The 14,793-nt window shown below is 34.4% G+C and carries 11 protein-coding genes; 7 read left to right on the top strand and 4 right to left on the bottom strand.

What is annotated here, in order from left to right; genetic code table 11:
- The first annotated feature begins 96 nt into the window (after positions 1 to 96).
- From LNP81_RS26145 to LNP81_RS26125, 5 genes are all read left to right on the top strand, one after another.
- Positions 97 to 1,179 carry an efflux RND transporter periplasmic adaptor subunit gene (locus LNP81_RS26145; RefSeq protein WP_230040479.1) on the top strand — a complete coding sequence of 361 codons (1,083 nt, stop codon included), beginning with the start codon at positions 97 to 99 and terminating at the stop codon, positions 1,177 to 1,179.
- Positions 1,180 to 1,204: 25 nt separating this feature from the next.
- On the top strand, positions 1,205 to 4,372 hold the full coding sequence (locus LNP81_RS26140; protein ID WP_230040478.1) for an efflux RND transporter permease subunit: 3,168 nt from the start codon (positions 1,205 to 1,207) through the stop codon (positions 4,370 to 4,372).
- On the top strand, positions 4,365 to 5,816 hold the full coding sequence (locus tag LNP81_RS26135; RefSeq protein ID WP_230040477.1) for a TolC family protein: 1,452 nt from the start codon (positions 4,365 to 4,367) through the stop codon (positions 5,814 to 5,816). The genes LNP81_RS26140 and LNP81_RS26135 overlap by 8 nt, the downstream gene beginning before the upstream one ends.
- 217 nt (positions 5,817 to 6,033) lie before the next feature.
- Positions 6,034 to 6,795: a helix-turn-helix domain-containing protein gene (locus LNP81_RS26130; protein ID WP_230040476.1), complete on the top strand. Its 762-nt coding sequence runs from the start codon at positions 6,034 to 6,036 to the stop codon at positions 6,793 to 6,795.
- Between the two features lie 30 nt (positions 6,796 to 6,825).
- Positions 6,826 to 7,989, top strand: coding sequence for an FAD-dependent oxidoreductase (locus LNP81_RS26125; RefSeq protein WP_230040475.1), 1,164 nt, complete (start codon positions 6,826 to 6,828; stop codon positions 7,987 to 7,989).
- A gap of 204 nt (positions 7,990 to 8,193) precedes the next feature.
- Here LNP81_RS26125 and LNP81_RS26120 read toward each other — a convergent pair whose 3' ends face one another.
- Positions 8,194 to 8,943 (bottom strand): DeoR/GlpR family DNA-binding transcription regulator, encoded by a 750-nt coding sequence (locus LNP81_RS26120; RefSeq protein ID WP_230040473.1) that lies wholly within the window; start codon positions 8,941 to 8,943, stop codon positions 8,194 to 8,196.
- Positions 8,944 to 9,027: 84 nt separating this feature from the next.
- Between LNP81_RS26120 and LNP81_RS26115 the strand changes: the two genes are divergently transcribed.
- Positions 9,028 to 9,561 (top strand): 5' nucleotidase, NT5C type, encoded by a 534-nt coding sequence (locus LNP81_RS26115; protein ID WP_230040471.1) that lies wholly within the window; start codon positions 9,028 to 9,030, stop codon positions 9,559 to 9,561.
- 109 nt (positions 9,562 to 9,670) lie between these two features.
- Here LNP81_RS26115 and LNP81_RS26110 read toward each other — a convergent pair whose 3' ends face one another.
- Together LNP81_RS26110 and LNP81_RS26105 are read right to left on the bottom strand one after the other, a co-directional pair.
- Positions 9,671 to 11,317, bottom strand: coding sequence for a tetratricopeptide repeat-containing sensor histidine kinase (locus LNP81_RS26110; protein ID WP_346432748.1), 1,647 nt, complete (start codon positions 11,315 to 11,317; stop codon positions 9,671 to 9,673).
- A gap of 143 nt (positions 11,318 to 11,460) precedes the next feature.
- Entirely contained in the window at positions 11,461 to 11,646 is a 186-nt protein-coding gene (locus LNP81_RS26105; RefSeq protein WP_230040467.1) for a hypothetical protein, read from the bottom strand.
- Between the two features lie 1,165 nt (positions 11,647 to 12,811).
- On the opposite strand from LNP81_RS26105, the gene LNP81_RS26100 reads away from it, so the two are divergent.
- Positions 12,812 to 13,180, top strand: a complete 369-nt coding sequence (locus tag LNP81_RS26100; protein WP_230040465.1) for a hypothetical protein — start codon at positions 12,812 to 12,814, stop codon at positions 13,178 to 13,180.
- Positions 13,181 to 13,255: 75 nt separating this feature from the next.
- Here the strand turns inward: LNP81_RS26100 and LNP81_RS26095 are convergent, their stop codons facing one another.
- Positions 13,256 to 14,608: a GH1 family beta-glucosidase gene (locus LNP81_RS26095; protein ID WP_230040463.1), complete on the bottom strand. Its 1,353-nt coding sequence runs from the start codon at positions 14,606 to 14,608 to the stop codon at positions 13,256 to 13,258.
- Positions 14,609 to 14,793 lie beyond the last annotated feature (185 nt).

Genomic DNA, 14,793 nt, shown 5'->3' with positions numbered 1-14,793 from the left:
GAAAGTTAAGTTATAACTAAGGCTGCCTGATGCATTTTTTCATCTAAAGGAATCACTGTATTCCAAGCATTCAATCGCTTAATTTCCATTAAAATCATGAAAAGAATTATCTTGTTCACAGGCTTATTTGCCCTTGTGTGCCTCACTAGTTGTACAACTAAAAAAGAAGAAAAAGAAGAAGCAGAAAAATTCACCGTGACCAATCCGGTTAGAATTGATACTTCGTTTACGAAGGAGTATGTTTCGCAAATTAAATCTGTTCGAAACATCGAACTTCGCGCCCAGGAAAAAGGGTTTCTACAAAATATTTATGTTGATGAGGGACAGTTTGTAAAAAAAGGACAGCTGTTGTTTAAAATTATGCCAAACATGTATCAGGCTGAATTGCTTAAAGCACAGGCTGAACAAAAATCAGTAGAAATTGAATTGCAAAATTCAAAATTACTGGCTGATAAAAATATCGTTTCTAAAAACGAATTAAGTGTGGCCCAGGCAAAACTGCAATCTGCAAAAGCTGAGGTTGCATTGGCAAAACTTCACTTATCATTTACTGAAATCAGAGCTCCGTTTGACGGAACTATTGACCGTATCCCTTTAAAATTAGGAAGTCTTATCGACGAAGGCGAATTATTGACAAGTCTTTCAGACAACAGTCAGATGTTTGCTTACTTCAATGTATCAGAACCTGAATATCTACAATACCAAACAGACGTAAAAGATCGTGCTGACAATAAAGTTAGCCTTGTTTTAGCGAATGGAGATATTTTTAAAGAAAAAGGAAACGTAGAAGTTATCGAAAGTGAATTTAATAATGAAACCGGAAATATTGCATTTAGAGCAAGATTCCCTAATTCAGCAAAATTACTTAGAAACGGCGAAACAGGACAAGTTCAGATGATGGTTCCTCTTAAAAATGCTATCGTAATTCCGCAAAAAGCGACTTACGAAATTCAGGATAAAAAATATGTTTTTGTTGTTGATAAAAACAATAAAGTGAATTCAAGAGAAATTACAATTACAGGTGAAATCCCTGATTTATATGTTATAAAGACCGGACTTACTGAAAACGACAAGATTTTACTTGAAGGAGTTCAGAAAGTAAAAGAAAACGATAAAATCACATTCGAATACCAAGCTCCTCAAACGGTTATCAATCATTTGCGCGTAAAAGCAGAATAGGTTTAATCATTAAAAAAATATAAAAATGTTTAATAAATTTATTCAAAGACCTGTATTGTCGATAGTAATATCGCTTATAATTGTCTTTTTAGGGGTATTGTCGGTATTAAGTTTACCTATTACACAGTTCCCTACAATCTCACCACCAATGGTGAATGTTACCGCAGATTATCCAGGATCTAATGGTGAATTGATGATCAAAGCTGTTGTAATTCCTCTGGAAAGAGCCTTAAATGGGGTTCCCGGAATGAAATATATGGCTTCTGATGCGGGAAATGATGGTGAAGCTACTATAAAAGTAGTGTTTAACTTAGGAACAGATCCTAATCAGGCTGCGATTAACGTTCAAAACCGTGTAGCTTCGGTTACTAATAAGCTACCTCCATTAGTTATTAGAGAAGGTATTAAAATTACACGAGAAGTGCCGAGTATGTTGATGTATGTGAATCTTTACAGTACAGACAAAAATACCGACATGAAGTTCTTGTACAATTATGCTGATATCAACGTACTTTCAGAATTGAAAAGGGTAAATGGTATTGGTTCCGGAGATATCTTAGGAACACGTGAATATGCAATGCGTATTTGGTTAAAACCGGATCGTATGTTGGCTTATAAAATTTCTGCAGATGAAATAATGGAAGCATTATCAAGTCAGAGTTTAGAAGCTTCGCCTGGTAAAACGGGAGAAAGTTCCGGTAAGCGTTCTCAGGCATTTGAATATGTATTAAAATATTCAGGACGTTTTACAACCAAAGAGCAATATGAGAATATTGTGGTAAAATCAAACGCTAACGGGGAACTTTTACGCTTGAAAGATGTTGCGAAAGTAGAATTTGGTAGTTCGATGTACGATATCTATTCGAACTTAAATGGTAGACCTTCTGCGGCTATTGTATTGAAACAATCATTTGGTAGTAATGCCAATCAGGTTATTGAGGAGGTAAAAGCTAAATTGGAAAAAATTAAGCAAAGATTCCCTAAAGGAATGGATTATGAAATTTCGTATGACGTTTCTAAATTCCTTGATGCTTCTATCGAAAAAGTAATTCACACACTTGTTGAAGCTTTTATTCTGGTAGGTATTGTAGTATTCCTTTTCTTAGGAGACTGGCGTTCGACGGTTATTCCGGCAATTGCGGTACCGGTATCATTGATAGGTACGTTTGTCTTCATGACATTCTTTGATATTTCATTAAACTTAATCACATTATTTGCTTTAGTTTTAGCTATTGGGGTCGTCGTCGATGATGCGATTGTTGTAATCGAAGCTGTTCACGCCAAGATGGAGGAAGAACATCTCTCGCCACTCAAAGCAACTAAAAAAGCGATGCACGAAATTGCAGGAGCGATTATAGCGATTACATTCTTAATGGCAGCGGTATTTATTCCGGTTGCATTTATGTCTGGTCCTGTTGGGGTATTTTACAGACAGTTCTCTGTAACTATGGCAACGGCTATTATCCTTTCTGGTATTGTGGCTTTGACTTTGACACCGGCGCTTTGTGCGATGATGTTAAAAAACAATCATGGTGAGGTTAAAAAGAAAACCCCTGTAAATGTATTTATAGATGGTTTTAATAATAAATTCAATTTAGCGCAAGGCAAATACCAAAATCTATTAGGTAAAATTGTAAACAGAAGAGCTGTTACTATTATTGCACTTCTTGGGTTTTGCGCCGGAACATGGTTGATTAGTAGTACCGTTCCTTCCGGGTTTATCCCGAATGAGGATCAGGGTATGTTTTATGCTGTAATTCAGACACCACCGGGTTCATCATTAGAAAGAACCAATAATATTGCAGAAAGATTACAGAAAATCGCTGAAAAGATAGATGGAGTAAAATCCGTTTCTTCATTGGCAGGTTATGAAATTCTGTCTGAAGGTACGGGATCAAACTCAGGAACTTGTTTGGTTAACCTTAAAGACTGGAGTGACAGAAAGCATTCTGTTCTTGAGATTATGGCCGAATTAGAAGAGAAATCTAAAGATATTGCGGGAGCTAATATCGAATTCTTTCAACCGCCTGCTGTACCAGGATATGGTGCTGCCGGAGGATTTGAGCTTCGTTTGTTAGACAAAACAGGTTCTAATGATTACAAAAAAATGGAGCAGGTAAATAATGATTTTGTGAAAGAGTTAAACACTCATCCCGAATTATCTAACGTATTTAGTTTCTATAGCTCTAGTTTCCCTCAGTACATGATGAAAGTAGATAATGATATGGCACAGCAAAAAGGAGTTTCAATCGAAAACGCTATGAATACTTTGTCAACTCTTGTGGGTAGTAACTACGAAATTAGTTTTATTAAATACGGAATTAACTATAAAGTAATTGTTCAGGCTTCTCCGGAATATCGTGCTCAGCCAGATGATATTTTAAAACTTTATGTTAAAAATAATCGTGATGAAATGGTTCCTTTTTCGGCTTTCATGAGATTAGAAAAAGTATACGGACTTTCAGAAATTACGAGACACAACATGTATACTTCTACACAAATTAGTGGTTCTGCCGCTGCAGGGTATAGTTCTGGTACAGCAATTAAAGTAATTCAGGAAGTTGCAGCTAAAAAATTGCCTAGAGGATATGATATTGACTGGGCAGGTATTTCTGCAGATGAGGTGGCTCAGGGTAATCAGGCAATTTGGGTATTCATGATCTGTTTAGGATTCGTGTATCTGGTATTAGCAGCTCAATATGAGAGTTTTATTTTACCATTATCAGTAATTCTTTCTTTACCGGCAGGTATTTTTGGAGCTTTCTTATTGTTAAAGTTAACAGGATTAGAAAACAATATTTATGCTCAGGTAGCGATGGTAATGCTTATTGGTTTACTAGGTAAAAATGCCGTACTGATTGTAGAGTTTGCCATACAGCGACATGCAGCAGGAAGATCAGTACTTGAAGCCGCAATGGAAGGGGCGAAAGCGAGGTTCCGTCCTATTTTGATGACTTCTTTTGCTTTTATTGCGGGATTATTGCCACTTGCTTTTGCTACTGGTCCGGGTAAAATTGGTAACAGAACCATTGGTACTGCAGCTGCCGGAGGTATGCTTATAGGTACTATTTGTGGGGTATTTGTAATTCCGGGCTTGTATTTCATTTTTGCCAAAATTGCAGAGAAATATAAATTGGTAAAACATGAAGAAGAAAATCCATTAACAGAAGAAATTGATAACAATCATGTATAAATTCAAATCATATCAATATGGTATTGCGTTAGGTATATGTCTTACGGTAGCAGGGTGTAAAGCCCCTGCGCCTGAGGCAGCACCTACAACCAGTACACCAGTTCCTGAATCGTTTGGTACAACAACCCAAACTCAGGACGCAAACAATAATACCTCAGCTTTAGTCTGGAAAGATTACTTTAAAGATCAAAATCTGGTTGATTTAATTGATGTTGCCCTGAAAAACAATCAGGAATTAAATATCACTTTACAGGAAATTGAAATTGCTAAAAATGATATTCGTGTAAAAAAAGGACTTTTATTACCAACAGTTGGTGTTCGCGCCGGAGCTGGAGTAGAAAAAGTAGGTAGATATACCAGTCAGGGTGCGGGTGATGCTACTACCGAAATTAAACCGGGTGTAGAAACTCCTGATCCGTTAGGAGATTTTACTATTTCGGCTTACGCCAATTGGGAAGTGGATATCTGGAAAAAATTACGCAATTCTAAAAAAGCGGCATTAAACAGATATTTAGCTACTGTTGAAGGTAAAAACTTTGTGATTACCAACCTTATTGCTGAAGTTGCCGATTCTTATTACGAATTATTGGCCTTAGATACGCAGTTGGATATTGTAAAACAAACAATCAAATTGCAGACCAATGCTTTAGAAATTGTAAAAATCCAAAAGCAGGCTGCAAGAGCAACAGAATTAGGGGTTAAGAAATTTGAAGCAGAGGTTTTGACTTCGCAAAGTTTGGAGTTTGGAATTTTGCAGCAAATCAAAGAAACAGAGAATAAGATCAACTTTTTGTTGGGTAGATATCCACAGGAAATCAAGAGAACAAATAGCAATAACTTTTTGAGTTTATTGCCGGCTGCTGTAAGTTCAGGAATTCCGTCTCAATTATTGGCGAATCGTCCTGATGTAAAACAAGCCGAATTAGAATTGGTAGCTTCAAAATTAGATGTAAAAGTAGCCCGCGCTGAGTTTTATCCATCATTGGATATTTCGGCAGCATTTGGAGTGCAAGCTTTTAAACCTGCTTATTTGTTTACGTTTCCGGAATCTATTTTATACTCGTTAGCGGGAGATCTTGCTGCACCGTTGATCAACAGAAATGCAATCAAAGCAGAATTTGCAAGTGCAAATGCAAGACAACTTCAGGCGTTGTATAACTACGATCGTACGGTTTTGAATGCTTATTTAGAAGTTTCGAACCAGCTTTCTAAAATCGAAAATCTTCAAAAAGGTTATGATCTTAAATCGAAACAAGTAGACGCTTTAAATACTTCTATTGATGTTTCTAACGATTTGTTTAAATCAGCGAGAGTTGATTATTTCGAAGTGTTGATGACACAACGTGATGCATTAGAAGCAAAATTAGAATTGGTTGATACCAAAAAAGAACAACTAAATGCTGCTGTCCATGTTTACAGAGACTTAGGCGGAGGATGGAAATAATATTGCCTGTTAATTTGTAGAAGAAAAAGCCTTTCAAGAGTAAAATTTTGAAAGGCTTTTTTATTGATTAATGAATAGAGATGTTAACTAAGCAAAACGTGTTTTTTGTATGTTATAGCTATGTTGCTAAATCTCGAAATTAATTAGATCGAATGGTTTGGTCTGATAAAAATGGTTATTTTTATATAAAGGAATTGAGTTTAAATAAAAGAGAGATTTGACAATAAATAGCGCTATAAAACGTAGAATAATAAAACCTGAACCAAGGCTTTCTGATTTTGTAGAAAATTTTTGGATGATTGAAAATACTTCAGATTCACCACATGATATTGTTGTTTTACCGAATGGAAGATTCGATATCGCGTTTTTTTATTCGCCGGAAGAATCCTTTCAGATAACAAGAATAGGTTTGGAAACGGAGCCTGCAAAAGGTTCAATTCCGCCAAAAACGCTGTTATTTGCTATTAGTTTTAAACTTCTTGCAATCGAATATTTGTTGGATGTAAAAGCGGCTTCTATAGTAAACACAGTTGATCCTTTGCCAACTGATTTTTGGGGAATTACAAAAGACGACCTCAGCGATTTTGAGTGTTTTTACAAAAAAGTTTCAGCAAAAATGATTTCGCTGATTAAGCCCAATATTGACCCCAGAAAGCAAAAGCTATTTGAATTGATTTATGCTTCGAATGGTGCAATGTCTGTAAAGGAATTGTCTGAAAAGGTTTTTTGGAACAGCCGCCAGATCAATCGCTATTTTAATGATCATTTTGGAATTTCCTTAAAAGCGTATTGTAATATTGTACGGTTCAAAGAATCATTGGAACATATTAAAGAAGGAAGACTTTTTCCCGAACTGAATTTTACGGATCAGAATCATTTTATAAAAGAAGTCAAAAGACTTTCGGGAGTTGTTCCCAAAGAATTATTCAAAGACAAAAACGACCGATTTTTACTATTTAATACACAGCCTGAAGAATAATTTTGCAGTAATAAAACAAATATTAAAGTGATGTTACTACAAAATAAAAAAATTGCTATCGTAGGAGGAGGTCCGGGTGGATTAACTCTTGCGAGACTTTTGCAGCTAAAAGGAGCAAATGTAAAAGTGTATGAAAGAGATGAAAATCGAAATGTAAGATTACAAGGTGCAACGCTTGATTTGCATTATGGATCAGGATTAAAAGCCATTGAAGCAGCGGGTTTGACAGAAGCTTTTAAAGCGAATTACAGACCGGACAATGATCGATATCGTGTTGTTGATGAAAAGGGAAATGTTCTTCATGATGATCATGATAAAGTATCTACAGGTGATTTTGGTGATGAATTTTTTAGACCGGAAATTGACCGCGGACCTTTAAGAGATATCTTAATAGATGCGCTGCAACCCGATACAATTGTTTGGGACAGCCATATTGTTTCGCTTGAAGAAAAAGAAAATGGTTGGGAAATTATTTTTAAAAATGGAAACACTGCAACCGTAGATCTTATAATTGGAGCCGATGGGGCCAACTCGAAAATTCGCCCGTTTGTTACGCCAATTAAGCCTTTTTATTCAGGTGTTACTTATTTGGTGTGCAATATTCCTGATTCTGAAAAGAATGCTCCAAAATTGCATAACCTGACAAAGGGTGGAAAGATTTCGGCGATGGCCGATTCTAAAACTTTATTTTTAAGTGCCAAAGGCGATGGTAGCCTGGATTTTTACATTGGATGGAAAGCAACTGCAAACTGGGCTACAGAAAGCGGAATTGATTTTAAGAATAATAAGGAGATTTTAGAATGGTTTAAAAAAGAATTTGCAAATTGGGATACTATGTGGTTGGAGTTGTTTGATTATGATGAAACCGAATTTGTTGTAAGGCCTTTACACGGTATGCCGCTGGATCAATATTGGGAAACGAATCCTAATATAACGTTACTTGGTGATGCCGCACATTTATTACCTCCTAATGGAGAAGGGGTAAACTCAGCTATGCTCGACGCGTTATATTTAAGCGAAAATTTGACTAACGGAAAATTTACGGATGTAAAATCGGCAATAGAGGATTATGAGAAGCAAATGTTCGAAAGATTTGCAGCTGAAGGAAAAGAAACTGCAGAAATGATGGATTGGATGTATTCTCCGGACGGATTAAAAATAATGGTAGAATTGTTTCAGCAAATGCCAAACTAAAATGGTATTGTAAAAGTAAAAGTCTTTCAAGAGTAAAATTTTGAAAGGCTTTTTTTATTTAAGAATCGGATGTTCTATAAAATTTATTATGAAAATGAGTGCCCTAGCCCAGACAGGAGCGGTATCCTTTGCTTGCCTTCTTTAGGCAAGGAAAGATATAGTGGATGGCTGGATTAGCTCCTTATCAAAATTCTACAAAAGATTTTAAACTATAGTTACACCGGATTTTTTGTATGCATGAAAAGTTTCATCATCTGGCGAAATATTAGTTACCAGAACGTTTATATCTTTTAGGGGACAAACGAAATAAGATTCGGCAGTGTCGATTTTTTCGGCAGAACCCAGCGCAATAACAAAATTTGAATTCTGAATCATGTTCTTTTTAATTTGCGAATCATCGTATAAAATTCCTGTAACTCCTCTTTCGTGATGAATACTGCAAAGTCCCAAAATACAAATATCGGCTCTAAAATTCCTGAAGAAATCGATGGTTTCGATACTGGCTGTGGTAAAAGAAGTTTTACACATTTTTCCGCCTGCAAAAATCAATTCGATATTGGGTAAATCTTCGACTAATGCGGCCACCGGAAAACTATTGGTAATAACGGTAATTTTTAAATCATAAGGAAAACTGGCTACTAAAGCCAAAGAAGTTGTTCCTCCATCGATAAAAACAACTTGTCCGTCTTTTAAAAATGAAATTGCTTTTTCGGCAATTATTTTCTTGTTTTCAAGATCGTGTTTTTCTCTGTTTCTAAAGTGCAACGGAATAGGTGAGGGAGCCACTGCACCGCCACGAACAGCTTTTAGCAAACCCTGATCTGAAAGTTCTTTTACATCTCTTCTTATGGTATCTTCGGACACATTTAGATACGCGCTAAGTTCGGTTAAAGTTAATCGGTGCTCTTTTGATAAGTATTCTAAAATCACTTTTTGACGTTCTTCTTTTTTCATGAGTTGCAAATTTATATTGCAAAAATAAGTTAAAATTGCAATACTTTGCAATATTTGCGTAAATTTGTTGCAAAATAAATGATAATGAAAAAGAAAACGATTGCCATAGATATGGATGGCGTGCTTGCCGATATCGAAGTACAACTTATAGAACATTACAATAAAGCAAACGGAACAAGTCTTTCGAAAGAAAGTATTCAGGGTTTGGAAGAAGAAGAAGCTTTTAATGACAGAACTCTTTTGCGTGAAGTTTTGAATGCTGATAATTTTTTTAGATCATTACCTGTAATGCCTGATGCGGTTGAAAGTTTAAGAAGATTACAAGAAAATTTCGAGGTTTTTATTGTTTCTGCTGCCACAGAATTCCCGGTTTCTCTTGCAGAAAAAGTAGCCTGGCTTGGCGAACATTTTCCTTTTATTAAATGGGAAAATATTATTTTATGCGGAAGCAAAAGAATCATCAATACCGATTATATGATCGATGATCATTGTAAAAACCTGGATTATTGTATAGGAAAACCTATTATGTTTACGGCGTTTCATAACGTGAATAAAACCCATCATTTAAGAGTAAACAACTGGAAAGAAGCAGTTGCTGTTTTAGAGGAAACATTATAAGCTGAGAAGGTTATAATTTTATTGTTTTTGAAGAAAAAAGCCTCTTGGGAGAAATCCTGAAGGGCTTTTTGTTTTCTATGTATTTATAATTGCAATGTAGAAATTGTGGTTATTTGGGCATGCTTATTTTTACTCTAAAGCCTTTATCAGGTTCTGTGTCAAAGTTAATAGTTCCTTTGACAGCCTGAATACGGTTTTCCATGTTTTGAAGGCCATTTTTTACCATCTGGGTTTTTTCGCAGCCTTTACCATTATCATTATAATTTATTACAATTGATTTTGGATCACTTTCAAATTTTATAACCACGAGATTTGCCTGACTGTGTTTCTTCATATTCACCATTAATTCCTGTAAAACTCTGCTAATGGTAATCTTTTTTATTTCATCGATACTTTCCCAGTGTATACTTTCTAAATTGGTAACCATGATATTTCTTTCGCTGGTATTATAGGTCGAAAGCATATCTTTTAAGCTTTTGATAAAATCTGTGCCCGTGTCAATTTTATTGTTTTCTCTTGAAATTCCTCTCACGCGCCCGTAAATGTCATCTAATTTTTGTAGTAGATTCTCTTTGGTACTTTCTGTAGATAAGGGCTGAGATTCGGCAAAAGCAATCACATGAAATACATCGTTGGCCAATTCGTCATGAATTTTTTTGGCAATTCTGGTTTCTGTGTTATAAGAAGTCTTAAATTCTATTGCTTTGTTTTTATTTTTGTAATAGCGTATTAAAATGAAGATCAATATGACTAGAAAAACAAAGACAATGGCAAATACAATTCGTAGATAAGTGGCTTTTTGAAGCGATAATAAGTTTTCTGCGTTTTCTAAACGTAGTTTTGCGTTTTCATCTTTCTCTTTTTTAGAATCGTATTTAATTTTAGCAAATTTATTTTTAAAATTATTTCGAACCTTAATAATACTATCGTTTAAAGTAAAATAGCTTTGTACATATTTAGTATTTTGAGCACTATGATCATTTGAAATTAAAATTTGTAGTGCTTCTAATCTTTCGTCAACACTTTTTAGTTTTGTGGCAATATGGTAAGCTGAAAGAGCATTTTCATTAGATTTTTGGATGTTCTTTTTTGCATAGTAATCGGCAAGATTTAGATAACTTTGAATACTTCCATACGTATCTTTAAACTCTTTTCTGATCTGGAGGGCTTCATTCATTAAAAGAAATCCTTTTTCATCCATTCCTTTCTTAAAACAGGCATAACCTAAGTTATCTATAAGTATGGATTTGTCACTTGGTTCAGCTTTATCCTTTATTTCTTTGTTTGAAAGAGAATTTACAAGAGAGTCTAAAAGGACAATTGCTTTATCATATTTCTTTTGATAAATATAAACTGCTGCAATATTATTAAATGGAGCTTGTTTTTCAAGAGGATCTTTATAATCTTTAGCTGATTCTTTATAGTAAAGAATAGCGTCATCATAAAGAGAAAGTTCTTTATCAGCAATGCCTAATCTATTGTTTATTTCAGCCGTGTAAACACTATTTTTTTCTACATAAGCTAATGCTTCGGTAACGGTTTCCTTACTACCGTAATAATCCCCATTGACTTGCTGAATTGTTGCCATCATAATAAGTATGTAACCTATATTGGCACTGTCTTTTTTTACACCGTCTTTTAAAGTTTCATAAAGTTGTTTTGATTTATAAAACTCATCAAAAGCGGTATTAAAGTTTTGCTTATTATAATTTTCAAGACCTTTATTTCGTAAACTAAGGGCCTCTTTTCGGATCAATTCTGTGTTGGTATGAACGGTCTTTTTTTCTTCGCACGAAAAAAGAAAAAGAAGTATAATAAAAGAAAAAAACGGGGACCGTAACATACAAATTTACTTTCCCCGAAAATAGTAATTAATTAGATACTAAAAGTATATATTTATTAATCTTTTGGTATCGGTGGAGGCGGTGTGTTACCTTTGTCACCAGGACCATCAGCATAAGTTGCTTTTATGTGATTAACAGCTTTTTCTGTATCCTTTTTTGGTTGGCTCTCGTATTCGTCAGGAGTACAAGAAAATATAGTGAACAATAGCGCAAAAGCGATAAATAGTATAAATTTTTTCATTTTGATTTAATTTAGAAATTAGACATAGGTATTACTGTCCGGATTTTATCCAGAGCTTGTTTGGAGCAATACCAAATTGATTTTTAGGAAGTAGATCGTGTAGAACAGTAAGACGTTATTTATACTTCCTGAATAAACTCGGTCTTACGGTTTTTACACTGTTAGTTCGAAATAGTTTTTATTTTTGTTTTAGTCTGCAGACAAAACCTGAACTAATTTCTATGGCAAAGGAAAGGCGCTTTTAGGCCTTTGTTGACTAGGGATTCCCAGAATTCCCGCGTTTTCCCAAGATTCCCGGAAATTCCTAAAAACAAAATACAATGCATAGTAAATTTAGGCTCGTTAGAACGTGTTTATTGAATGAAAAACCAATCTGACCTTTTATTATATAGATACAAAAAGTGCTAAAAAGGTTGGATTAGATGATAAAAAAAGATTAAAAATGAAGTATTGAAAAAATCAATACATTTCGATTACTATTAGAACAAATCCAATCGTTGGAAAACAAGAAATAAATCATAGCATTACATTTTTAGTTGGTTTGAAAATGAACATGGAGAGTCGAAAGAGAATCCTGAAAAAGGAAATCTTTTCTTTAATGTGAAGAATATATTTTCTAAAACAATAGCTCAGAAATATATCCGGAAAAAAGAATTATGGTTGAAATTGGAGCGTTTGTCCTAATGTCTTCTGCATGTTTATAGTTTGTGCAGCAAAAAGATTTAATGGAAAAATTTCGAAATGAAATTGGAAAGCATTTTGAAAAATAAAATGCGTGAAGTTGTAAAAAGAACAATTTTTTAAGGAGTAATCTGGCTGTTGAAATAGTTTGTTTTTTGGCATATATTATCTGTTATTTATACTATAAAGATAAGAAAAAATAACCGTTAAACCTAATAAATACAGGGGAAATGAGTGTTTTTTTTGCTTTTTTTTGTAAATAATTTTTCAAAATTTTCTGTTTCTAATTTCTCATTTTTAAAGCAATAAAAAGCTGTTTTTTCAGCCGTTGGATTGTAATAAAATTATCTATATTTATTCTATATTTATTCGTTATATATAAATATTTTTAATTAAATTTTCATACATTATACCCACAGATTATATTTATAAAAATATTGCAGTAAATTTGATTTCTATTCACTAGCAGTTTAAAAACGTCTTTATGAAGAAGCTTATATTACTATTACTTGTTTTATGCACTTTTGGTTGTAAAAAGTATGTTGTCTCATTTGAGCAGCCAACAGACATGAAATTGGATAACTTAAAACTCGAAGTGCTTCTGGATAAAAAGAAAGTTCAGGAGATTAACTTAAAAGCGACAAATGCAATGCCCAATTATGAAACAGCAGAACTGCCGGTATCAGATGTAGGTAAACATTTGCTTCAGGTGAAAGTAAAAGATACGATCTTTAGTTTTGATATAAATTATCCCGAGGAAAGATATATTCTTGCGACAGCTCATTTAAAAAATAATGGCAAGATTACCATTGGAATCTTAAAACAACAATATCCTTTTAGAGTTCAACGATAAATGATTGTATTTCAAATGTAAAAAGCCTTTCACGACTTAATTGCGAAAGGCTTTTTATATTTTGAGGTATCAGGTTTAAGATAAGAAATCTTTAAACCACAATCCAGAATGTTTAATGGTTCGTTGCTGCGTGTCGAAATCGACATGTATTAAGCCGAATCGGGCATTATAACCTTCAGCCCATTCGAAGTTATCGGTAAGACTCCAGACAAAATACCCTTCGACATTTAGGCCATCTTTTCTGGCTTTTAAAATTTGTTCTAAATGATCCTGAATATAATGGGTGCGTTTGATATCGTAGACTTTTCCGTTGCTTAAAGTATCAGGAAAAGCAGCACCATTTTCTGTAATGATAATTTTTTTAATGCCTTTGTATTCGTTGAATTTTTTCAGGACGTGATATAGGGCAGGAGGATAAACTTCCCATCCCATTTCGGTTGAGATTACATTTCTCTTTTCGGCACTTATTAGTTCAGCGCCTATGTACGGAATCAACATAGATGATTTTACAACCTCACGAGTGTAACATTGCAGGCCTATAAAATCAAAATCGAAAGATAAATTGTTGAGATCGTCGTCTAAAATATAATTATTGAGTTTCTTTAATACCGGCAAATCACTCTGCGGATAACCCAATCCTAAAATAGGTTCTATAAAAGTTCTGTTCAGTAAAGTGTCTACACGTTTTGCGGCTTCAATATCTTTAGCGCTTTCTGTTGCGGCTTCGATATGCGTGCAGGAGAAAGTTGTACCAATATTCGCTTCGGGAATTTTGTTTCTCAATATTTTCGCGCCAGCAGCCGTAGCTAGTGTTACGTGATGCATGGCTTTAAGATAATTAGTGATCCCTTTTTTGCCCGGAGCGTGAATACCCAAAAAATATCCTGCGCCGGTAAATACAGAGGGTTCGTTGATCACCATCCAGTTTTTTACACGATCTCCAAAATATTGTGCACAAACTTCTACATATTCTGAAAACCAGGAAACCGATTCGCGATTCGTCCAGCCGCCTTTTGTTTCTAAGGCATGTGGCAGATCCCAATGATAAAGTGTAATCCAGGGTTCTATTCCGGTGTCTAATAAAGCATCGATGATTTTATTGTAATATTCGATACCGGCTTGATTTACTGGATGAACTCCTGTAGGCATAATTCGGGGCCAACTGATAGAGAACCTAAAATTCGGAATATTTAATTCCCGGATTAAGTCGATATCGTTTTGGTACGAATTATAAAAATCACAAGCGGTTAAGGCATGATGTCCGTTTTTTATTTTCCCTTTTTGCGACGTAAAAACATCCCAAATAGAAGAACCTTTTCCATCGGCATCGTGAGCTCCCTCAATTTGGAAAGCGGCGGTTGAAACACCCCACAAGAAATCATCTCCAAATTGGTCTTTGTTCAAAAATGAGTTCTCTATTTTATTCATTCAAATAAGTATTTCCTTTATTTTATTGTAATTTATTAATGAAGGAAAGACGATTGCATAGCTCTTAAAAACAGCCATTCTTTGAATGAAACCAGAAAATTTAGGTTGAAGAATTTCATAACGTTTAGTTTTAATCAAATTAATAAAACTAATGTGAATTTAACGTAAAGCGATTATTATCAAAT

This window comes from Flavobacterium piscisymbiosum, assembly GCF_020905295.1.
Classification (GTDB): Bacteria; Bacteroidota; Bacteroidia; order Flavobacteriales; family Flavobacteriaceae; genus Flavobacterium; species Flavobacterium piscisymbiosum.
This window is presented reverse-complemented; position numbering and strand designations above follow the sequence as displayed.